17 protein-coding genes are annotated in these 22,835 nt (G+C 38.7%); 1 reads left to right on the top strand and 16 read right to left on the bottom strand.

Annotation, left to right across the window (positions count from 1 at the left end):
• Positions 1 to 165 precede the first annotated feature (165 nt).
• The 4 genes from BM179_RS19965 to BM179_RS19950 all read right to left on the bottom strand — a co-directional run bounded on the left by BM179_RS19965 (position 166) and on the right by BM179_RS19950 (position 7,820).
• On the bottom strand, positions 166 to 1,527 hold the full coding sequence (locus tag BM179_RS19965; RefSeq protein WP_092018943.1) for an alpha-L-fucosidase: 1,362 nt from the start codon (positions 1,525 to 1,527) through the stop codon (positions 166 to 168).
• Positions 1,528 to 1,580: 53 nt separating this feature from the next.
• Positions 1,581 to 2,894, bottom strand: coding sequence for a gluconate:H+ symporter (locus BM179_RS19960; protein WP_092018942.1), 1,314 nt, complete (start codon positions 2,892 to 2,894; stop codon positions 1,581 to 1,583).
• A gap of 135 nt (positions 2,895 to 3,029) precedes the next feature.
• The gene (locus BM179_RS19955; RefSeq protein WP_092018941.1) at positions 3,030 to 4,559 is read right to left on the bottom strand and encodes a SusD/RagB family nutrient-binding outer membrane lipoprotein; all 1,530 of its coding nucleotides are present in this window, start codon (positions 4,557 to 4,559) and stop codon (positions 3,030 to 3,032) included.
• A gap of 72 nt (positions 4,560 to 4,631) precedes the next feature.
• Entirely contained in the window at positions 4,632 to 7,820 is a 3,189-nt protein-coding gene (locus tag BM179_RS19950; protein ID WP_092018940.1) for a SusC/RagA family TonB-linked outer membrane protein, read from the bottom strand.
• A gap of 253 nt (positions 7,821 to 8,073) precedes the next feature.
• Here BM179_RS19950 and BM179_RS19945 point away from each other — a divergent pair, with 253 nt between their 5' ends.
• Complete coding sequence (locus BM179_RS19945) at positions 8,074 to 8,832, top strand: DeoR/GlpR family DNA-binding transcription regulator (RefSeq protein WP_092018988.1); 759 nt, start codon at positions 8,074 to 8,076, stop codon at positions 8,830 to 8,832.
• Between the two features lie 85 nt (positions 8,833 to 8,917).
• On the opposite strand, the gene BM179_RS19940 is transcribed toward BM179_RS19945, so the two are convergent.
• From BM179_RS19940 to BM179_RS19885, 12 genes are all read right to left on the bottom strand, one after another.
• The gene (locus BM179_RS19940) at positions 8,918 to 9,595 is read right to left on the bottom strand and encodes an HAD family hydrolase (protein ID WP_218159261.1); all 678 of its coding nucleotides are present in this window, start codon (positions 9,593 to 9,595) and stop codon (positions 8,918 to 8,920) included.
• Positions 9,596 to 9,753: 158 nt separating this feature from the next.
• Positions 9,754 to 10,452, bottom strand: coding sequence for an L-ribulose-5-phosphate 4-epimerase (locus BM179_RS19935; protein ID WP_092018939.1), 699 nt, complete (start codon positions 10,450 to 10,452; stop codon positions 9,754 to 9,756).
• Positions 10,453 to 10,484: 32 nt separating this feature from the next.
• A complete protein-coding gene (locus BM179_RS19930; protein ID WP_092018938.1) occupies positions 10,485 to 12,029 on the bottom strand; it encodes an alpha-N-arabinofuranosidase in 1,545 nt (514 codons plus the stop codon).
• A gap of 12 nt (positions 12,030 to 12,041) precedes the next feature.
• Positions 12,042 to 13,532 (bottom strand): L-arabinose isomerase, encoded by a 1,491-nt coding sequence (gene araA, locus BM179_RS19925; protein WP_092018937.1) that lies wholly within the window; start codon positions 13,530 to 13,532, stop codon positions 12,042 to 12,044.
• A gap of 1,073 nt (positions 13,533 to 14,605) precedes the next feature.
• Positions 14,606 to 15,019 (bottom strand): GxxExxY protein, encoded by a 414-nt coding sequence (locus BM179_RS19920; RefSeq protein ID WP_092018936.1) that lies wholly within the window; start codon positions 15,017 to 15,019, stop codon positions 14,606 to 14,608.
• A 49-nt stretch (positions 15,020 to 15,068) separates the two neighbouring features.
• Complete coding sequence (locus BM179_RS19915) at positions 15,069 to 16,706, bottom strand: ribulokinase (RefSeq protein ID WP_092018935.1); 1,638 nt, start codon at positions 16,704 to 16,706, stop codon at positions 15,069 to 15,071.
• Positions 16,707 to 16,811: 105 nt separating this feature from the next.
• Positions 16,812 to 17,516: an NUDIX hydrolase gene (locus tag BM179_RS19910; RefSeq protein ID WP_092018934.1), complete on the bottom strand. Its 705-nt coding sequence runs from the start codon at positions 17,514 to 17,516 to the stop codon at positions 16,812 to 16,814.
• Between the two features lie 429 nt (positions 17,517 to 17,945).
• Positions 17,946 to 18,707: a triose-phosphate isomerase gene (gene tpiA / locus BM179_RS19905; protein WP_092018933.1), complete on the bottom strand. Its 762-nt coding sequence runs from the start codon at positions 18,705 to 18,707 to the stop codon at positions 17,946 to 17,948.
• A gap of 166 nt (positions 18,708 to 18,873) precedes the next feature.
• Positions 18,874 to 19,800: a glycosyltransferase family 2 protein gene (locus BM179_RS19900; RefSeq protein WP_092018932.1), complete on the bottom strand. Its 927-nt coding sequence runs from the start codon at positions 19,798 to 19,800 to the stop codon at positions 18,874 to 18,876.
• Positions 19,793 to 20,899: a DegT/DnrJ/EryC1/StrS family aminotransferase gene (locus tag BM179_RS19895; RefSeq protein WP_092018931.1), complete on the bottom strand. Its 1,107-nt coding sequence runs from the start codon at positions 20,897 to 20,899 to the stop codon at positions 19,793 to 19,795. Before BM179_RS19895 ends, BM179_RS19900 begins: the two co-directional genes overlap by 8 nt.
• A 5-nt stretch (positions 20,900 to 20,904) precedes the next feature.
• The gene (locus BM179_RS19890; RefSeq protein WP_092018930.1) at positions 20,905 to 21,807 is read right to left on the bottom strand and encodes a GNAT family protein; all 903 of its coding nucleotides are present in this window, start codon (positions 21,805 to 21,807) and stop codon (positions 20,905 to 20,907) included.
• Between the two features lie 85 nt (positions 21,808 to 21,892).
• A complete protein-coding gene (locus BM179_RS19885; protein ID WP_092018929.1) occupies positions 21,893 to 22,828 on the bottom strand; it encodes a GNAT family protein in 936 nt (311 codons plus the stop codon).
• Positions 22,829 to 22,835 lie beyond the last annotated feature (7 nt).

The following is a 22,835-nucleotide window of genomic DNA, read 5'->3' as shown; positions in this document are numbered from 1 at the left end:
AATATGCCGGTTAATTTGTTTTTTGTTCAAAAAGAGGATAATTACCTGTAGTTTCAAGTCAGAATCGACTGCTATTTAAAGAGGTTTCGTGAAACTATAAATGACAGATAACCGATAATTTATAGTTGCTCTGTGTTTCCTTTATTACTGTTGCAATGTGCTGACTTATTTTGCTCCGTCAATACTGCTTTGTATTGCATTGGGAGAATTTAATTTTCTAAACTTCGCATTTTCAATTTTCAGTACTACCGCATTGCCCCATTGATTATTTGTATAAAATCTCTGGCCATTTACGGCACTTATTACCAGCCCGATAGGAGTAGGAGAAAGGTACGTTTTGGCATCAAAACCCTTTTTATATTCAACGAGCTCACTTTTATAACCCAAAATACTAACTTTTGTATTCGTATTTCCTTCGATATGTGTTAAGACAAAATTCTTGCGGCTGCCATACTTCCAGTCTTCATAACCGTTTCTTGTCACAAAGGCATAAATGTACTTTTCGTCATTCGACTGTGCATACCAGATATTTTCTTCACGCACAACAGGCAAAGGTTTTATGGCATAAATGGCTTCAGAATTGGCGAAATTCCAAAGGGCTATTTCCTGTAGAAGCGCCTGCTGTTCAATCTGAATTTCCCCGTCTTGTTTAGGGCCGATATTCAGAAGAAAATTACCACCTTTTGCTCTCATTTCAATCAGCATGTTGATAATCTGAGTGCCTGATTTATGAGGATCATTGGTGGGCTTATACTGCCAGTCTGTTCCCATGGTATAGCAAGCTTCCCACGGTCTTGGCATGGGCTCATCCGGGGTGTTTTGTTCCGGAGTAGTCATCGCATCCCGGGTAATTACCAGGTCAGGATTGATGCTCCATGCATATTCACGAAGTCCGTCGCCGGGACCATCAATAAACAAAATGTCAATTTTGCCATAATTGGTAAGTAATTCCTGTAATTGTTTTTTATCATAATCCATCAAACCGGGGTTTTTTGCCGGAAAATGCTCGGGAAGCTGTAAGCGTCCGATCTGGATTCTGTTTTTGTGAAAATAATAAAAATCTTCCGGGGAAAAGTAAATACCAATGGCGATTCCCTGTTTTCTGAAAGCTTCAATGACTTCTTTGGTAATATCCCTTTTAAAAGGAGTATTCATGACATTGAAATCGGTGGTTTTTGTGTTAAAAAGACAAAAACCTGAATGATGTTTGGTGGTAAGAACTACATATTTCATCCCGGCAAGTTTTGCCATTTTGGCCCATTCATCCGGATTAAATTTTTCCGGATTGAAGAATTTCGGAAGCTCCGAAATATATTTTTCAACATATTCATCAGAGGCTCCTGCCAGAGAATGGCTGATTACCGCACCAAGAGAAACATCCACGTTCCAGTGAATGAACATACCAAATCCCAGGTCCTGAAACCAGTTTACTCTTTCGGGTTTGTTAATAACCTGCACTTTCTGGGCTTTGATACCAAGCCCGGTGAGCAGGAGAAATAAGGAGAATATGATTCGTTTAAATTGCATTTCGGTTGGTCAGATAAATAATACACTTTTACAGGAAAACCCCTGAAAACTGTCTAAATGAATGTATTTAAAATCATGACACCAATTAATCCGGTTACGGAAACAATGGTTTCCATCATAGACCAGGAACGGATGGTATCTTTAATACTGATATTGAAATATTCTTTGAAAAGCCAGAATCCCGGATCATTTACGTGAGAGAACATCAGGCTGCCCACTCCGACAGACAATACCATGAGGTTAGGATCGACATGTAAATCATTTAACATTGGTGCAATAATTCCGGCTGTTGTTAAACCGGCAACGGTAGCAGAACCCAGACAGACTCTGATAAAAGCAGAAATAAGCCAGCCTAGAACCAAAGGATGTATATTCCAGTTCTGAAGACTTCCGGCAATTTCCTTGCTTACTCCGGAATCAACCAAAACCTGTTTTAATGCTCCGGAACCACCGATAATGAGTAAACACATTGCAATATCTTTGATAGATTCGCCATAAGTCTCCATCACTGATTTAATGCTCTTTCCTAAGCCTGAACCCAAAGTGAAAGTAGCAACTGTAACTGCAATAAGCATTACAATGGCCGGATCTCCAATGAAATGACAAATGCCTTTAACGGTTTCATTCTGTGGAAAAAGAGAGGAAACAATGGTTGTAAAGGCCAGAAGAAACACAGGAAGCAGGGAAGTAAAAAAACTGTTTAGTCCACCCGGTAACTGATCTTCCGGTAAATTATCACTGAGGAATGCTTCCGGAGGATTTGCCTTGATTTTTTTCAGGGTTTGTGAAAAAAGAGGTCCGGCAATAATTATTGAGGGAATTGCGATAGAGATACCATAAAGTAAAGTTTTACCCATATCTGCATGAAATTGCCCAACCAAAGCAGCCGGAGAAGGATGCGGAGGCAGAAAGCCATGTGCCACAGACAGAGAGGCAAGCATCGGTAAGCCGATATAAATAGCAGGAAGTTTATATTGATAAACCACTGAGAAAATCAGTGGGATCATTAAAACAAAACCAACATTGTAAAATAAGGGAATACCTATGATAAAACCTGTACAGACTAATCCCCACTGAATATACTTTACACCGAAAATCTTCATCATTACGGATGCAATCTTTTGTGCCGCGCCGCTTTCTGCTACCAGCTTCCCAAGCATTGCTCCCAGTGAAATAATAATAATCAGAGACCCGAGCATATCTCCGATACCTTTCTGAACAGATTTTGTAATGTCAGACAAAGGAATTCCGAGGGATAAACCTGCAACGATGGAAACAACCAGAAATGCTAAAAAAGGATTGAGTTTTCCCAGTGTGATAAGTAACACAAGGAGTCCGATACTGGCTAGTACAATAAAGAGTGTCATTCGTTAGAGATAGGTTAATACGATTTTCAGGGGTTTTGTTATCTGCCTTGTGAAAATACAATTTTTTACTGAATGTTGTATATTTTCAATCTTATTGAGGTATCCGGATACCCCAATAAGATTGAAAATATGATCTTACTGTTTATCCCACCAAATACGCGTCGTAAGTGTATTTGCACCCTGACGGGCTACTGCCGCCTTGAAGTTCGGACCGTTTAGGTTTTCCTCTGCCAAAGGGTACAGCAATCTTCTTGGGATGGTTCCGTTGGTAAGGTTACCGGTGATATTAACAGGCGTTAATTTCGGATATCCGGTTCTGCGCCAATTAGAATATGCCTCTACTTCATCAGGGAAAAGAGAAACCCACATTTGTGTATGAATTTGCTCCAGTTGTGCATCAAATCCTGTGGTAAAAGCATGTTTGCTGAGGTAACCGTTAATTTTCGCACTGTTAATCGCCGAAGCATCCCCGTACAAAGCCATGCTTTTCATAGATGCGGTAATGCCGTTATTGAAAAAGGCAGAAGCATCTCCGCTGGCCCAGCCTCTGATAATAGCTTCAGCCATTAAAAGATTCATTTCGGCATTACTGAGGATAATCATCGGTGCATCTAATTTGAGAACTGTATTTATATTGGGTTCTGAATATGTTCCGAAATCTGATGGCTTTTGTAATAAACCATTTTGCATTCCTTTCTGAATTGTACTGGTGGTATCCTGTACTTTATTCACCCACACTACGGCAAGAGAACTTAGTCTCGGATCGTTGTTTGTTTTAAGATATGAAATAAATGTCGAAGCAAATTTCCCTCCTTCAGTGTTGTCATTTCCATTAGCGACTGCATAATTATTTGATCTTAAAGCCAATGATACGGGATTTTTATTGATATCCTGTCCGCCTGCCACAAAGGCAACTTTTGCAAGGTCTGCATCATTCAGGATAATTCCTCCGGCAATAGCTTTTTGTGCCCATGTTTTAGCAGTAGAAGGATCAACTTTTGTTATTCGCATCGACAGACGGAACATTAGTGAATAAGCAAACTTTTTCCACTTGTTCACATCACCGCCATAAACTAAATCTGCACTGGCATAAGATGTTTTTGAAGCATCCAGAGAGCTGGCTGCCTGATCAAGTTCATTGAGTAAATCAAGGTAAATACTTTGCTGGGTATCATATTTCGGAGTGAAATTAGAACTTGCATAACCCTCTCCGGCCTGAGAATACGGAATGTCTCCGTATAAATCTGTAATCCGGTGAAATGTATAAGCTTTCCAGATTCTTGCGATAGCATATAAATTAGACTGGCCCGCATCTGTTTTTACTGTTCTGATAACCGTTGAGATTTCGTTTACTGAAAGCGGATAAGCGTTTGTAAAAAAATCATACGGATAGGTTCCCTGAGAAAAAAAGTATTTATCACCAATTCCCGGAACATCCTTGTAAGTAGCAAAGTGCTGCACAGATCCTCCGCAGGCAAATTCGTATGTGCTTGCACAGCTGTTATTCAAAGCATCATACTGAGCCTTGGTAAACATGTAAGAAGGAACAATAATCGGAGAAGTATCCGGGTTTACATTTAATTCTTCAAATCCGCTGTCGCAGGCGCTTAACATAGCGATGCCTGAGATGAGGAGGAGATTTTTTATGTTAAAAATATTTTTCATGTTTTTAAAGGAATATTGTTGAAAGAATCATCCCTGACCAGTAATCCGGCCATCCTGAGTCTTTAAAGTCTATTAGAATTTGACAGATAGATTGAGACCAAAACTTCTCGTTCTTGGTAGTCCGAATGCTTCAAAACCTTGTGCATTGCTATTGGTATAACTTGATTCAGGATCGAAGTTTTCTGTCTTTTTGTAAAGCGTAAAAAGGTTTCTGGCGACAAATGAGATTGAAGCCGATTGAATTTTAGCAAACTTCAGGAAATTTGAAGGAATGCGATAGCTGAAAATAATCTGACGGAGTTTGATGAAACTGCCATCGTAAATGAACAAGTTCGAATAGTTCTTAAGGTTGTCGTAATACAAGCGGAGGTTAGCAACCGGGATATTATTTGAGTAAGAATCTCCGCTTGCAGTAACTCCTGAAAGTGCCAGACCAGTTTCTCTTCCTGCCAGTGTACTTTGCTGCAATCCGAAACGGGTTGCATAAACATTCATGACAGAGAATACCTCATTTCCGAATTTCCCGTCCAATAAGATATCAAGAGAGAAGTTTTTGTAATTGAATTTATTCGAAAGCCCCATCGTGTATGGCGCTACTCCCTGACCAATCTGAGTAAGTCCGCTTTTCATCGGATAACCGGTAGAAGTATCGTAAACGATGTTTCCTTTGGCATCTTTTACCATTGTATAACCTTTGATAATGCCATAAGGCTGTCCGATGTCTGTGTTTACATAAGCCCAGGAACCGACGCTGGTTGCCAATTGAATTGTATTAACACCGTCTGCCAGTTTTACCACCTTGTTTTGGTTGTATGCAAAGTTGTAACTGGCATCCCAGCTGAAATTTTTGGTTTTGAGTAAAGAACCGGTTAAAAGTAATTCAATTCCCTGATTATCAACTTGTCCGACGTTTACATAAGAATACTGATAACCGCTCGTTCCGGAGATGGCCGTTTTTACGATGTCGTCCGTTGTTCTTCTCAGATAATAAGTCAGATCGACGCCTAATTTGTTATTGAAGAGTTTTGCGTCAAGTCCGGCTTCATAGGTAGTAGAAGTAAAAGGTTTCAGATTCGGATTATTTAAAAGATATTCTCCATTGGTTGTTGTAATCTGTTGCAATGGCTGTCCACTGCTGGTTACCATGCTATAAGTCTGATTGAGAGTATATGGATCCGGAACACCACCGCCTACCTGTGCCCACGAAGCTCTTAGTTTAGCATAATTGATAACAGAAGGAAGTTCAACAGCCTGAGAAAGAATGAAACTGCTTCCTAATGCCGGATAAAGGATCGTATTATTTTTGATTCCCAGGGTCGAGAACCAGTCTTGCCTTGCAGAAGCATTCAGGAATAAAATGCCTTTATAGTCAAGGTCAAGGGAGCCAAACAAAGAGTTTGTAGCCAGACGCTGTGTGGCAGGTCTTGTTGTTGCAGTTGCCAGGTTAGTGAAACTATAGAAGAACGGGATGATGTACTGTGTTCCGTTTGTATAGATTTCTTCTCTGGTAAAATTTCGTTGGTTCCCGCCAAACATGGCGTTAACCTGAAGAGATCTGAGTTTGGTATTATAGTTCAATGTAAGGAGAGAGTTCGTCTCGCTTACAGCAGACTTTATACCCTGATATTCTCCGGCAGCATTGGTAGTATAAACCGTTCCTGTTGGGATAATACCTACATAATTGTAATTTGAGAAATCCCTGCTGACATTTCCTTTGATGAATAAATTCTGAAGAATGTCATATCTGATGCCAAACTGACCGATAAAACGGTTTTTGGTATCGTCGTTTGTGTAGCGGTTTACCACAAAGTAAGAGTTGGAAGCATAAGGTGTTTCATTCCATTGAATTTCCCGGCCATTTGCGTCATAACCCGGAGAGAGAGAACGAACGTCAACGGTATTGGCAATCATGTAGTTAGACCAGTTCGGGTTTCCGGGGGCATCACCTGCACTCGGGCGGTTATGGGCTTTTTCAAGATTGTATTGTGCCAAAGCGTCTATTGTAATTCTTTGCCCGATTTTTGAGCTCAGACTCAGGTTTGCAACCTTTCTGTTGAAAGTAGAATTTGGCAGAATACTTTTATTGTCGATATCAGCCAATGAAGCCCTGAAACTTGTAGTTTCATTTCCGCCGCTGAAAGCAACGGTATTTGAGAACGTTGTTCCTGTATTATAGAAATTGCTGATATTATTTTTTTGCGGAGAATAAGGATGTTGTAAACCATCAAAAGAAATGTATGGCTGGCCATCCATTTTTGCACCCCAGGAACGGCGTCCCCAGCTGATAGCCTGAGCCTGAGAAGTTGGTTTTACCCCACCATCTCCTTGTCCGTACTGATATTGCCAGTTGGTATAATCAACTACCTGATCTATCGTTGCTGTTGAATTATATTCGATGCCAATCCCTTTTTTTACAGCACCTTTCTTGGTAGTAATCAAAATAACACCGTTGGCAGCTCTTGAACCATAAAGTGCAGCTGCTGTACCTCCTTTCAGAACACTGATACTTTCAATGTCGTCAGGGTTAATTCCTCCGATACCATCTCCGCGGTCAACATTTTGACCGCCACCACCAGTGGTAGGGCTTCCACCCGGAGTACTGTTATCAATAGGCATCCCGTTGATAACATATAAAGGTTGGTTATCCCCGGAAAGTGACCCGTTACCACGGATTACTACGCGGCTTGAACCTCCTGCACCTGTGGCAAGGCTTGTTGCATTTACCCCTGCGATCTTACCGGATAAGGAGTTGGCCAGGTTGGTCTCACGTGCCTGTGTGAATTCCCCTCCGCTGATTTCAGTCACAGAATAAGCAAGGGCCTTTTTATCTCTTTTTACGCCTAAAGCTGTTACGACTACTTCGCTGAGTACCTGGAGACTTTCTTTTAAGGTTACATCAACCTGCGTTTGACCTGAAGAAAGTGCAATTTCCTGTTTCTCAAAACCGACGGTACTAATCACTAAGGTAAGTTTTCCCTTTTCAAGATTTTCAGGAACATTAAGTTTAAAATTTCCATCAACATCGGTGCTTGTTCCGATTCTTGGATTTTCTTTCAGAAAAACAGAAGCTCCTACTACAGGAGTTGCATCTTTTGCAGAAGTTACCTTTCCCTTTAACTCGGTTAAAAGTGTTTCAGCGGTAGTAGAAAAAGCCGAATTTGTGCTCTTTTCTACGTTAGAATAGCCATTCAGAGAGATACTACCCACCAGAGAGAGCAATAGCAATTGTCTGGAAGTTTTTAAGAGTCTAATTTTTTTCATATGGTAAAGTTTTTATGGTAAGGTTGATATATTGCAAAATATGCAATACAATACTGCATATTTTGCACAAACATATACACTTTTTCGAATAACCTTGCAATTTTTGTTAAATAATTATAATATTTGGAGATAAAATTGAGTATTTTAACTCATTTTTTGCAAATAGTGCGTGATGTCTTTCGTTTTTATTGCATTTTTTATTGCAGTTTTTTCATATATTTGTCAGCATAAACCTGAAATACGCGAAATAAGAATGTCGGTAAGCTTATTGAAAAAAGAGAGAAAGGATTTGATTCTGAAAGAAATCAATGTTCACACAAGAATTTCATTGACGGATTTAACTACTACATTGAATGTTTCTGAAGACACAATTCGGAGAGATTTAAATGAATTGGCTGATGACGGGGAAATAATCAAGATCAGAGGGGGGGCTATGTCTAAGGCTTATCATCATTCTTCGCATTTGAAAGAGACTTATGCACATAATGATAAGTTAGTTATTGCCCAGAAAGCTCTGTCTTTGCTGAAAGATGACATGCTTGTATTAGTAGGAGGAGGAACGACCATCAGGGAGCTGGTTAAATTAATTCCGGAAGAATTGCGGGCTACTTTCATGACAGTGAATCCATTGACTGCGGTTGAATTGCTGGACAAACCTAATATTGAGATTATTCTGATTGGCGGGCAGGTTTCCCGATACAGCCAGATGGCGATAGGAGGAGAGGTTCATCAGCGCTTATCAGAAATGAAAGCTGATTTATGTATTTTAGGAACAAATGCCATTGACGCCAAAGGAGGTTTGACAGACTCGGACTGGGAAACCGTTCAGGTAAAAAAAGCAATGATTAAAGCCTCTGAAAAAGTGGCAATTTTATCGATTACTGAAAAATTAAATTCCGTGATGAAAATGAAAGTGGCGGATTTAGATGAGATTAATTATCTGGTAACAGAATTATCGCCGGATGCTCCGGAGCTGGTTGCTTACCATAACAACACTTTGGAAGTTTTGTAGAAAACAGGTTTCCAAAATCAGGATGTATTTACCCAAAATGATAAACAGGCTTGTCAGATTTATCTGACAGGCCTTTACTGTTTTTCTAACTATTTACAACAAGCAATTGCTCAAGCTCTTCAGTCAGACTGATTTCTGTATAATTATCAATACATTTCAATACACTTTCAAACGAAGAAAACTCTTCTGCTTTATGAGTAGTGGTGAGAATAATAGCTTTCATACCAGCATTTAAGGCCGTTTTTGCTCCGGTCGGAGAATCTTCAAAAACCAGACAATTACTGTGAGAAATTTCTAATTGCTGTGCAACTTTGAAGAAAACTTCCGGATCAGGTTTCCCTTTTTGCACATCCACATCGCTGACAATAGCTTTGAAGTAATGACGGATATTTAGATTATCCAGTAAATAATCTACATTTTCTGAACGGGCTGCCGTACCGATTCCCATAGGAATACCAAGTTTAGCGGCTTCTTCGAGCATTGCCGGTAAACCTTCTATTAATTTTAAATCCGGTAAAAATACTGCTCTGTAAATAGCTTCTTTCTCAGCTGAAATTCTGTCTCTTTCTTCAAAAGTATATTTATCACCAAATAGTCTGACCAGAATATCGTCATTCAGTCCATGACATTTAGCGATTACCTCTTCGAGGCTTAACTCCAATCCAATCTCGCTGAGTTTCTTTTGCCAGGCTCGGTGATGTATCATCATGTTATCAATCATGGTGCCATCCATATCGAAAATCAATCCGAATTTTTCTGTCATAATATTATTTGTTTTAAAACTGCAATTGCAGAATATATAAAAAGGAAAAATGATTTAATGAGAAATTTACTCATTAAATCATTTTTCAATGTGTTATAAATCAGGACATTATTAAAGAGCATAAGGTTGTCTGTATGACGACTTGTATCTTCTTAAATTTAGCATCCCTGACCATAATAAGCATTTTTTCCATGTTTTCGTTCAAAATGCTTCATTCTGAGTGTGTCTTTAATCTTCGGTGTTGCCGGATTTATTTGCAAAGTCAGATAAGCCATTCTTGCAATTTCTTCCAGAACTGCCGCATTATAGACTGATTTTTCTGCATTTTTTCCCCAGGTAAAAGGTCCGTGATTTTGCAATAAAACCATTTCTACTTCTTTATGAGAAAGTCCCTTTTCCCTGAAACAGTCAAAAATCTGATTACCGGTTTCAAACTCATAATCTCCCTGAATCATTTCATCCGAAAGTACTGTTGCACAAGGAATATCCTGATGTGTATGATCGGCATGGGTGGTTCCAAAAATAGGAATATCAAGTCCGGCCTGGGCCCAGGATACGGCATATGTACTATGCGTATGTGTAATTCCTCCGATATCATTCCAGGTTTTGTAGAGTAAAGCATGAGTTTTGGTATCGGAAGAGGGTCTCATTTTCCCTTCTACTACTTTGGCATCAAAGTCCATTATGACGATATCTTCAGCTTTCAGAAATTCATAGGGGACACCGCTTGGTTTTATGGCAAATACTCCTTTTTCACGGTCAACCGCACTGACATTTCCAAAGGTGAAAATGACCAAACCCAACTTAGGAAGTTGCATATTGGCTTCGAAACATTCTTCTTTGAGTGATTTGTACATCTTTCAATTTGAATAAGTGATACCGGAATTATTTATTTCAGTTCTAATACTACTACAGAAGTAGCGGGTAAACTTACTTTTAGCACGTCTCCGTTAACTGTTGCTCCTTTGAAAGCAGCAGGAGTTACTTTTGCCGGATTTTCAAAAGTATTATGCGAACGAACATTATCCGAAGCAAGAATTTTTCCTGAAATTGAAGAAGATTTCAAACCTTTCAGATTCAAGGTAATATCCTGTTTGTTCTTCAGGTCAATATTTACCAGCGAAACATGTACTATCCCGTTTTTATCCTTTGATGCCGAGACAGAAACCGCAGGAAGTTTTTGTCCGTTGAGTTCGAAATCATTGGTTTTAAACTCAACCGGAAGCATAGTTGCATCCTGATGGACATTGAACATTTCCAATACATGATATGTCGGGGTAAGCAGCATTTTATCTCCCTTGGTCAGGATTACCGCCTGCAAAACATTGACAGATTGTGCCAGATTTGCCATTCTTACCCTTTCGCAATATTTGTGGAAAATGTTGAGGGTTGAACCTGCCAGTACGGCATCACGCATAGTATTTTGCTGATACAGAAATCCAGGATTTGTTCCAGGCTCAACATTGTACCAGCCTCCCCATTCATCAACGATCAATGCTACTTTTTTCTCAGGATCATATTTATCCATAATTGCCGAATGTTTCTGAATAAGTTCATCCATAAACAAAGCAGATTTCATGGTTTTGAAATATTCCTCATCAGTAAATTCTGTTGCTGAACTTTTCTTTCCCTCGCCCCAGTTTAACACAGCATAGTGATGTAAAGCTACTCCTCCCATCATGTGGTGAGGGATATCTCTCATCAATACTTCCGTCCAGTTATAGTCAGAAGAATTGGCTCCGGATGCGATTCTGAATAATTTTGAATCGTTAGTCCAGTCGGTCATGAAAGTGGCATATTGTCTGTAAATATTGGCATAATATTCAGGTCTCATATTACCACCGCAGCCCCAGGCTTCATTGCCTACACCCCAGATTTTTACATTCCATGGCTTTTGTCTTCCGTTTTCCGTTCTCAGTTTTGACATAGGACTAGTTCCGTCAAAATTGACATACTGTACCCAGTCAGATAATTCTTTTACTGTACCACTTCCGACATTTCCGGCAAGATAAGGTTCGGTTCCGATGAGTTCACACATATTCAGGAAGTCGTGTGTTCCGAAGCTGTTGTTTTCGGTAACGCCTCCCCACCAGGTATTAACCATTGTAGGGCGATTCACCTTCGGACCAATACCGTCTTTCCAGTGGTAGGTATCAGCGAAACAACCTCCCGGCCAGCGGAGGTTAGGGATTTTAAGTTTTTTCAGGGCATCTACCACATCCATTCTCACCCCATCTTTGTTAGGAATTTTTGTATTGTCTTCACCGACATAAAATCCTCCATAAATACAGGTTCCGAGGTGTTCTGCAAAGTGTCCGTAAATATGTTTACTGATAGTGAATTTTCCCTGATCGGCATTAAGTGTTCCCTGATTCTGAGCAAAAACTCCAAAACCGGAAACAGCAAGGAGTAGGGAAATAACAGTTTTTTTCATAGAAATATTAGATTATTTAAAGGCTATTTCATTAAATCTCAATTCATTTTTCAACTGGCGAATGCTGGTATTTTTATCAATCACAACCAGTTCAATACCAAACATATCAGCAAAATCCTCTATATATTCAGTTGTAAGATTCTGGCTGTAAACGGTATGGTGGGCACCACCTGCAAGAATCCATGCAGCACATCCTGTCAGCATATCAGGCTGTGGTTTCCATAATACCCGGGCTACCGGTAATTTCGGTAAACTCTCCGTTATTTCTACAGCTTCTACTTCATTAACCAATAATCTGAAACGATTCCCCATATCAATCAGAGACACATTTAGTGCTGGTCCTCCGGAGGCATTAAATACTAATCTGACCGGATCTTCTTTTCCGCCAATTCCCAATGGGTGTACTTCGCAGGAAGGTTTGGCTGAGGTTATTGACGGGCATATCTCAAGCATATGAGAACCTAAAACCATCTGATTACTTGGGTCAAAATGGTAAGTATAATCTTCCATAAAAGAGTTTCCACCCTGTAATCCGCTAGCCATAACTTTCAGGGCTCTTACCATAGCAGACGTTTTCCAGTCGCCTTCTCCTCCATAACCATAACCTGCGGCCATTAAACGTTGAGAGGCAATACCTGGCAATTGCCTCATTCCATGCAAATCTTCAAAGGTATTTGTGTAAGCACTAAAATTGCCATCCTCGAGGAATGCTTTAAGGCCTAATTCAATTCTTGCCGCTTCGATCAGAGATCCCCGGAATTGACCATCAGCTTTTAAAGAAGATGAGAGTTGATAAGAGTCTTCATATTCTTTGACCAGCGCTGTAATTTCGGCATCTGAAATCTGATTAATTACCTGCACCAGATCACCAACACCATGTGTATTGACTGAAAAACCAAATTTCATTTCAGCAGCAACTTTATCACCATCGGTTACTGCAACCTGGCGCATGTTATCTCCGAAACGAACTAGTTTCATCGTTTTCATTTCATGTTTGGCAGTAGAAACCCTTGCCCAGATACCGATTTTTTCCAATACATCAGTTTGTTGCCAGTGTCCAACCACCACTTTACGGTTTAACCGCATTCTTGACATGATGAATCCGAATTCACGGTCTCCATGAGCTGATTGATTCAGGTTCATGAAATCCATATCGATATTACTCCATGGAATATCACGATTGAATTGAGTATGTAAATGGAGAAGTGGCTTTTGAAGAATATTGAGACCGCTTATCCACATTTTAGCAGGTGAAAATGTGTGCATCCAGGTAATGACCCCAACGCAATCAGAAGCAAAGTTTGCTTCCTGACAAATTTTATAGATTTCATCTGTCGTTTTAACAACAGGCTTAAAAATTACTTTTACCGGAATTTGAGAAGCATTGTTGAAAGATTCAGCAATGATTTTTGAATGTTCATCAACCTGACGAAGCGTTTCTTCTCCATATAAATGTTGACTACCTGTGATAAACCAAATTTCGTAGTTTTTTAGATTAAGCATTTTTATTCTTTATTAACAGTTATGATTTTTTTCCTTTGTAACCCTGCAACCACATAGACATATAGTTCGCATAGTTTTTCGTTTTAATCTATGTTTTCTATGTTGCTATGTGGTCACCTCTTTGCTACCACATAGACATATAGTTCACATAGTTTTTCGTTTTAATCTATGTTCTCTATGCTTCTATGTGGTCACCTCTTTGCGACCACATAGGCACGGAGTTCACATAGCTTTTTACTTTTAATCTATGTTCTCTATGCTTCTATGTGGTTACCTCTTTGCAACCACACAGGCATATAGTTCACATAGTTTTTTGTTATAACCTATGTTTTCTATGTTACAATGTGGTTCCCTCTTTGCCACCATATAGGTATATAGTTCACATAGCTTTTTACTTTTAACCTATGTTCTCTATGCTTCTATGTGGTCACCTCTTTGCAACCACATAGTCATATAGTTCACATAGTTTTTCGTTTTAATCTATGTTCTCTATACTTCTATGTGGTTACCTCTTTGCAACCACACAGGCATATAGTTCACATAGTTTTTTCATTTTAACCTATGTTTTCTATGCTTCTATGTGGTTCCCTCTTTGCCACCACATAGGTATATAGTTCACATAGCTTTTTACTTTTAACCTATGTTCTCTATGCTTCTATGTGGTTACCTCTTTGCAACCACACAGGCATATAGTTCACATAGTTTTTTGGTTTTAATCTATGTTCTCTATGCTTCTATGTGGTTACCTCTTTGCGACCACATAGGCATATAGTTCACATAGTTTTTCGTTTTAATCTATGTTTTCTATGTTACAATGTGGTCACCTCTTTGCCACCACATAGGTATATAGTTCACATAGCTTTTTGGTTTTAATCTATGTTCTCTATGCTTCTATGTGGTCACCTCTTTGCGACCACACAGGCATATAGTTCACATAGTTTTTCGTTTTAACCTATGTTCTCTATGCTTCTATGTGGTCACCTCTTTGCAACCACACAGGCATATAGTTCATCATAGTGAAGTTTTCCCTTATTGAAAATCTATGTTTTCTATGTTCCTATGTGGTTGCAAGGTTATTCCCTTTTCAAAGCCGCAAAATGCTCATTTACAAAAGTTCTTTGTCCTTCTTTAAAAATATTGCTGACATTGAAATTTATTAGAATTCCCTTAGGCATTTTTAGTAGCTTCATATAGGTCATCAATTGGGCATCGAATAACGGAAGCATTTTTTCCACGGATTTTAGTTCAATGACAATCGAATTTTCAACCAGCAGATCATATCTCAAATCACAGTCTACGATTTCATTTTTATAAATAACCGGAACGGATTGCTGGTATTCAAATCTCAGCTTTTTAACATAAAGTTCTTGAATGAGACATTTCTCATAAACTTTTTCAAGCAAACCAGGACCCAACTCTCTGTGAACCTCAATGGCACAGCCAAGTATATTATAAGTTAATTCGTCTAAATATTTTTGAGTAATCATTTTTAAATTTTAATAATAGTGTAGAAATAAAAGTTGATATAAGACTGAACTAGAAGGTATTCTCAATAAAGCCTCCTAGTTTCAGATACTTTTCGTATAGTTTCTGATAAACCGCTGATTGCTCTGCTCTTGGTTGATATGTGGCGTCAAAGCCTGAAGACATTGCTGACTGTGCTACGCTTATATTTTCATGCGCTCCTGAAGCTACAGCGGCAAACATGGCTGCTCCTAAAGCACAGGCCTGGTCAGAACTTGCAACTTTAATAGGCATGTTTAGTACATCGGCCAGCGTCTGCATGACAAATGGTGATTTTTTGGCAACTCCGCCAATAGCAATAACCTGTTTAATCGGAACCCCTTCTTCAACAAACCTGTCAGCAATACTTTTTGAACCAAAAGCAGTAGCTTCTACAAGGGCTTTGAAAATTCTGACCGAATCACTTCCCAGGTTTAGTCCGGAAACAGCTCCTTTTAAAGTATGATTGGCATCAGGTGTACGACGGCCATTCAGCCAATCCAATGCAATAATATCATTTTCGGTAACTGGTAATGCTGAGGCTTTTTCTGCCAGAAAAGGAATCAGTTTCTCACTTAAGGCATTGGCGTCTTCCTCACCAAGCAGTTCTCTTATAGGACCAGTAATCAACTTTTGAAACCATGCATAAACATCTCCGAAAGCTGATTGTCCTGCTTCCATACCCAACATACCCGGTAAAATGGAACCATCCACCTGTCCGCAGATACCCTTGATTAGCAAATGTCCGATTTCTTCGATAGGAGCAACCAGCATATCACAGGTGGAAGTGCCGATTACTTTACAAAGTGAATACGTTTCAATTTCAGCACCCACAGCTCCCATATGGCAGTCAAAAGCTCCGACACCGATGACAGCCTCTTTAGAAATACCAAGTTTTTGTGCCCATTCTTCCGAAATAATCCCCATTTTTTCATCAGAAGTATATGTTTCTCTGAAAAGCCTTCGGCGAAGCCCTGAAAGTAAAGGGTCAAGTCTGGTCAGGAATTCTTCAGTTGGTAAACCTTCGAATTCTTCATGCCAAAGCGCTTTATGGCCTGCTGCGCATCTGCTTCGTTTAAGAGTAAGCGGATTGGTATTTCCTGTCAAAACTGCTGAAATCCAATCGCAATGTTCAACCCATGAAAATGCTTTTTCCCTGATTTTTTCATCGACACGAAGCGTTCTGAGAATTTTAGCCCAGAACCATTCTGAAGAATAAATACCGCCAACATATTTGGTGAAATCAGTATCCCAGTGATGAGCCAGATCATTAATTTCTTTTGCTTCAGCATTAGAAGTGTGATCTTTCCAAAGAATAAACATTCCGTTAGGATTCTCTGAAAACTCCGGGAGAAGAGCCAATGGTGTTCCGTTTTCATCCACTGCAACAGGAGTTGACCCTGTGGTATCAACAGAAATACCGGTAATATTTTGTCGTACATCTTCTGATACATTGGCTAAAGCTCCTTTGATCGCATTTTCAAGCCCTTCCAGATAATCAAGAGGGTGCTGTCTGAACTGCGAGGTTGTAGGGTTACAGTATTTCCCTTCTTTCCACCTTTGATAGTAATGAACATCATTGCCGAGGATATCACCATTATCTGTATTTACCAGTAGAGCTCTCACCGAGTCAGTACCATAATCGACTCCGATGACGTACTTGTTTTTCATAGTTTTTGATAATCGATTGTTATAAAAAAAACATTTGCGTTAATATGACACATTTTATTTTAAAAAGAAATACTTATACTAAATCTTTACTTAAAAATCATAATTTTAGCTTAAAGAAACGTCAGGCATGAAGTTGAGGAAAGCGTTAAAATGCTTTTGGTACTTTTCCTGATCAAGTCGATACAGAATAGCCTTTTTGGTAATAGAGTTTTCGTTTTTCTCTCCGGTATCAATTAATAATCCTGTTGAAAGAATTTTACGACTGAAATTCCTTCTGTCGAGAGGCATATCATAAATGGCCTCGTAAAGTTTTTGAAGTTGAGGTATGGTGAATTTTTCAGGCAATAATTCGAATCCGATAGGGTGTAAGGCTGCTTTATATCTTAATCTTTCTATTGCCAGATTAACCATTTCATTATGGTCAAAAATTAAATTCGGTCTGTTTTTCAGATTAATCCAATATGCATTTTGTGCTTTGGCAGCATCCGGATTATGTGCATGAATATTGATAAGTGAGAATAAACATACTGAAACGGTACGCTCCACCGGATCACGGTTTACTTTGCCAAAGGTCTGAAGTTCTTCAAAGTAGATCTCTTTCAGTCCGGTTCTTTCGTATAAAATCCTTTCGGCCGCCACTTCAAGGTCTTCTCCTTCATTTAAAAAACCACCCATCAGTGACCATTTACCTATTTCCGGTTCAATGTTCCTTTTTACGAGGAGTAACTTAAGTTCTTCTCCATCAAATCCAAAAATAATACAGTCAAGAGCCAGAAGTATTCGCGTCGGGTGATCGTACTTTATGAGCATCAATATTCTACGTTTTTTGCATGTGTTGATACAAAAGTAAGAATTTATTTAAATATACTCGTATAAAATCAAGGTATTGGGGAATCACTGATTCCCCATACAATCAATTATTTCCTATGAAAAACAACTACGTTTATTAAATATAAGCTAGTATCTTAACCTAAAAACGTGTTATTTTCACACAATTTTAATAATATTATTTTATCTTTCCAATACTTTTCGGTTAAAAAAGTATTATATTATTCTTTGTTCATCTGAAATAGTGAAATGTATTTCATCAGGAATCTTATAAATTCCCGGTCAAAAATATTTCATTTTTTTGAAAACAATTCCTGATTTCAATACTTTTTGATAATTCTTGATATATGTCAAATAAAAAAGCTCATAGTTCAAATACTATGAGCTTTGTATTAAAATAGCCGGATACGACTAGAATGATTTTGCGATGTTAACGAATTCTCTTGATTTAAGAGAAGCGCCACCAATTAACCCGCCGTCTACATCAGGACAAGCGAATAATTCAGGAGCATTCTTTTCATTACAGCTTCCGCCATAGAGAATAGAAGTATTATCAGCGGCCTCCTGTCCATATTTAGCAGCAAGATGCTTGCGTAAATGTGCGTGCATTTCCTGAGCCTGCTCAGACGATGCTGTCAGACCGGTACCGATTGCCCAGATTGGCTCGTATGCAATTACAACCTTTGCGAAATCTTCCGGGCTAAGGTGGAAAAGGCTTTCTGTAAGTTGAGAAGATACAAATTCAAGGAAATTGCCGCCGTTACGTTGTTCCAATGACTCTCCGCAACAGAAAATAGGAGTTAAACCGTTTTCTAAAGCGATGTTTACTTTTTCAGCCAATTGCTCATTGGTTTCTCCAAAATACTGACGACGCTCACTGTGTCCTAAAATTACGTACTCAACAGCAATTGATTTTAACATTGCAGCAGATACTTCTCCGGTATATGCACCAGATGCCTTTTGGTGGCAGTTTTGTGCAGATACGCCCAGATTCGGAACAGCTTCAGTATATTTTTGCAAAGTACTTAAATATAATGCCGGAGGAGCGACAACTACCTGAACGTCAGTTGATACTTCATCCTTAACCATGTTTGCAACTTCAGAAACCAATGCTAAAGCTTCTTCAATTGTTTTGTTCATTTTCCAGTTTCCGGCAACGATTTTTTTTCTCATTTTATATGTCAAAATTATATTGATTAGTTAATGTCTCTGGCCAATGCTTTATGAGTTGAATCAGGAAGTATTTCCTTGCAAAACAGTACAGAAACAAATGTTTGCAAAATTTTGCTACAGATGATCTTCTTAAAGACAAACTACTGAAAATGCAGAACAAAGGTAATTAAAAAACTTTTTCTACCACGTAATTAGGCCTTTTCCTTGAAGCATCCAGTGTTCTCCATACATATTCTCCGATAATTCCCAGGGCTATCATCTGGAATGAGGAAACAAAAAGGAATACTACCATAAGTGATGTCCAACCCTCAATCGGTACTGCTCCCGTCATTTTTGCCAGAATGACGAACAAACCGTATAGGAAGGCAATAGCTCCCAGAATCACTCCTGTAATAGAAATGGCTCTGATTGGTGCAAATGAAAAAGCTACAAATGAATCTACAAACAGTTTGATTTTTTTACTCAATGTCCACCTTGAAACCCCTATTTCCCGTTTTTTACGAACATAAGGAATACTGATGAAGTCGTAATTGAGCCAGGCCAGTAAATAAATAGTATTGGTATTTTTCTCATCAATTTTAACCACCTCATCTCTCAGTTGTCTGTCAAACAAAACGTAGTCAAAACCTCCGGGAGGAATAGTCTTAAGGGCAAATTTGCGGATGAGATTGTGATAAGTATTGGAAAATAATTTCTGAGACCATGATTCCTGGCGATCCTGGCGATTGGCCACTACGAATTTGATACCTTTCTGCCAATAATCATACATTGTAACCATCAGCTCCGGAGGGTCCTGCAGATCTGCTGAAATAATTACAGTACAATCTCCGGTAGCATATTTCATTCCGGCTAATATGGCATTATAGGAGCCGACATTTCCGGCTAATTTTATAATCTTGACTTTGTCAGGGTTATGCTCTCTGAATTTGACCAGTTCTTCCCAGGTATTGTCCTTAGAGCCGTCATCAACCATTACATATTCGAAACTAACATCCTTTGGAAATAGCTTTTCGTTTTCCAGAAGCTCCGCTGAGGTAACAGGGATGTTTTCTTCATTATAATAACAAGGAATGATTATGGATAATTTAGGCATTGAAATATGATTTAATTTCCTGACAAACTACTTCAACCTGTGACTGGGTCATTCCGATGAATAAAGGAAGACTCAATGTGGTCTGAGCGATTTTTTCGGCCAGAGGGAAATCGCCTTCCTCATAACCGAGGTTTTTGTAGGCTTCCTGCAAATGAGGAGGAACAGGATAATGAATTAGTGTTCCGATTCCTTTTTGATTCAGATATTGTTGTAAAAGATCTCTTTTCTCTGTTCGGATGGTGTAAAGATGATACACATGGCTTGCTTTCGGAGCCGTTGCAGGAAGGACAATCTCAGCCAGACCTTGCAATCCTTCATTATACCATGCAGCAATCTGTATCCTTTCGTTGGTCCATTCTGCCATGAAAGGAAGTTTTACTTTTAACACCGCTGCCTGCAATTCGTCCAGTCGTGAATTATAGCCGATAACCTCATTATAGTATTTTTTATGAGAACCGTAGTTACGAAGACTCAGGCATTTTGTGTAAAGCTGCTCATTATCAGTGGTAATTCCTCCTGCATCTCCTAAAGCACCAAGATTCTTACCAGGATAAAAGCTTGTTCCGTTAATATTTCCAAAACTTCCTGTAATCTTTCCATCAAATTCAGCACCATGAGCCTGGGCATTATCCTCAATGACAAATAAATTATGTTTTTGAGCAATATCCATGATTTTGCCCATTTCGCAAGCCTGACCGTACAGGTGAACAGGTAAAATAGCTTTGGTTTTTGCCGTTATTTTTTCCTCAATTTTATCGGGATCAATATTATAGGTATTGATATCCGGTTCTACAAAAACCGGTGTGGCACCTGTATAACTTACAGCTAAAACGGAAGCGATATAAGTATTGGAAGGAACAATTACTTCGTCACCTTCTTTTATTTCCAGGGCCAGCAGGGATAAATGTAAAGCATCCAATCCATTTGCAACCCCAATGGTAAACTTAACCTTGTTATAAGTTGAATACAGACTTTCAAACTCTTTTACTTCATTTCCAAGCACATACCATTTACTGTCTATGCATCTTTCAATAGCTTCCAGTGTCAGGGTTTTGATCTGATCGTTTGTTTTATCGAACGAAAGAAAAGGAATGTTCATAAATTTTAAGATAGATTTTTAGAAAGAACATGGACACAATTTCCGTATTTATAGCCTAGTGATTCCCATGTTTTTATCACTGCTTTATTGGTTGACTGGGTATTCATGAAAATACAGGATACTCCTTGCTCCCTGAGGTGGAATGTCATTTCTGAAACGAGTTTTACATACCATCCTTTGCAGGTTGTGTTAACAGCTGATAATACCATTTTAGAAACAGGAAAACCCAGATATTCCCAATCGTTTTTAAGATAATTCGCTGTCAGGAATGCTTCCGCAGGAACATTATTTTCATTTGGTACAAAAATAACATCTGTAAAGCCATTTACCGAATTTTCTATATAAGTTGCCAGATATTCGTCTGCCAGCCGTTGGTCAAAAAGCTGATCGGAATGAAATCTGTCGAAATCATTTCTCATGGTTCTGGCAACTTCTTTCAGTACAGGAATATCCTGTTTCTCAGCTTTTCTTACATTAAATCTGCGATAATCATGTTTGCTCAGATTATCATTAAAATAGGTTAATCTTGATTCTATTAATTTGAACCCGCTTGTACCTAAAGCCTGAATTAAAGAAATGTCTTCTGCAGGAATTTCAATTGAAATCACTGCATCCTGACCAAAATCAATTGATTTCAGGAATTTTTCAACAGATTTGCACAGTAAATCAAAATCGTTGTGCTCGAACAGCACATTGAATAATTTGTAAATCGGCCGGTCGAAATAAGCAGAATCCCAATCCAGTTTCTTGTAATAATATATAAATTCTTCTCCTTCCAGACTTATTTTTTCCTGAAAAGCGTTATTTAGTGATTTTAAAGCCAGCTCTATATGTTTTTCGTCTTTAATATTCCTGTAAAAAGAATACGGGGAATAGGATCTAAGGACGCTTTTTCTAAATTCCGACATTAAGTTTATAAAAAGAAGATAAATGTGAAAATACGTTTACGAGATTTATATTTGACGTATTTTCTGACAAGAAATATACTGTTTGTTAATCCGGAGAAGAACAGCTTAAAATATGGGTTGTTCCTCCGACCATGCCATTAACCTTATTCCAGCCTTTGAATACTGCCCGGTTTGTAGACTGGGTGGTAGTGAAGAAATAATCGGCTCCGATTTCTTTTACATGATACAGCATTTCCGACATTAATTTAAAATACCATCCTTTACAGGTTTCAGAAGAAACGGCTGTCAAAACCATCTTGGGAATTTTCAGCCCTAAAATCTCACTATCGGCATTGTTATAGGATAAAGTCATAAATGCATCCACTGGTATGCCAGGTTCATCGGGTACCAGAACGAGGTCCGCCATTGTTCCTTTGATAGATTCCTCTGTATATTTTGCCAGAAAATCATCTGCAATTTCCTGTGTGAAAAGAGGGTCTGCATGAAAGCGGTCGAAGTTATTCCGCATTTTCGATGCGGTATTTCTCAGAGGAATAATATCTTCATCAAAAGCTTTTCTGACGAGAAAACGCTCATTCTCAAAAGTATGAAGGTCATTTTTGAAGAAAGTCAAACGTGTTTCTGTCAGATGGAAGCCATTTGCAGAAAGTGCCTGAATTACCTGAATATCTTCTGAAGGAATTTCTATGAAACAATTGTCAGCTTTTAATTCTGCAAACAAAAATTTTCTGAAAGCGGAAACGGCTTTGCTTAAAGTTTTAAAGTCTGATTCCTCAAAAAGGACAAATTCCAGTTTAAATATATTTTTATGGAAGAAATGGGTGTCCCAGCTCAGATGTTTCAACAGAAAAACTACCGCATTACTTTCAAACTGAAAATAAGAATCTTTTTTTTCGAAATAAGGAACAAGCCTTTTAGAAACAATTTTCAATTGTTTTGAGGACTCGACCTCCCGGATGAAATTATAGGGAGAGTAGAAAAATAAACTTTTCTCTCTCGGGGCTATCAAATTATTAAACACCTGCTGT

This window comes from Pseudarcicella hirudinis, assembly GCF_900115665.1.
GTDB lineage: Bacteria > Bacteroidota > Bacteroidia > Cytophagales > Spirosomataceae > Pseudarcicella > Pseudarcicella hirudinis.
Note: the sequence above shows the minus strand (reverse complement) of the source record. Positions and strands in the feature narration are given on the sequence as shown.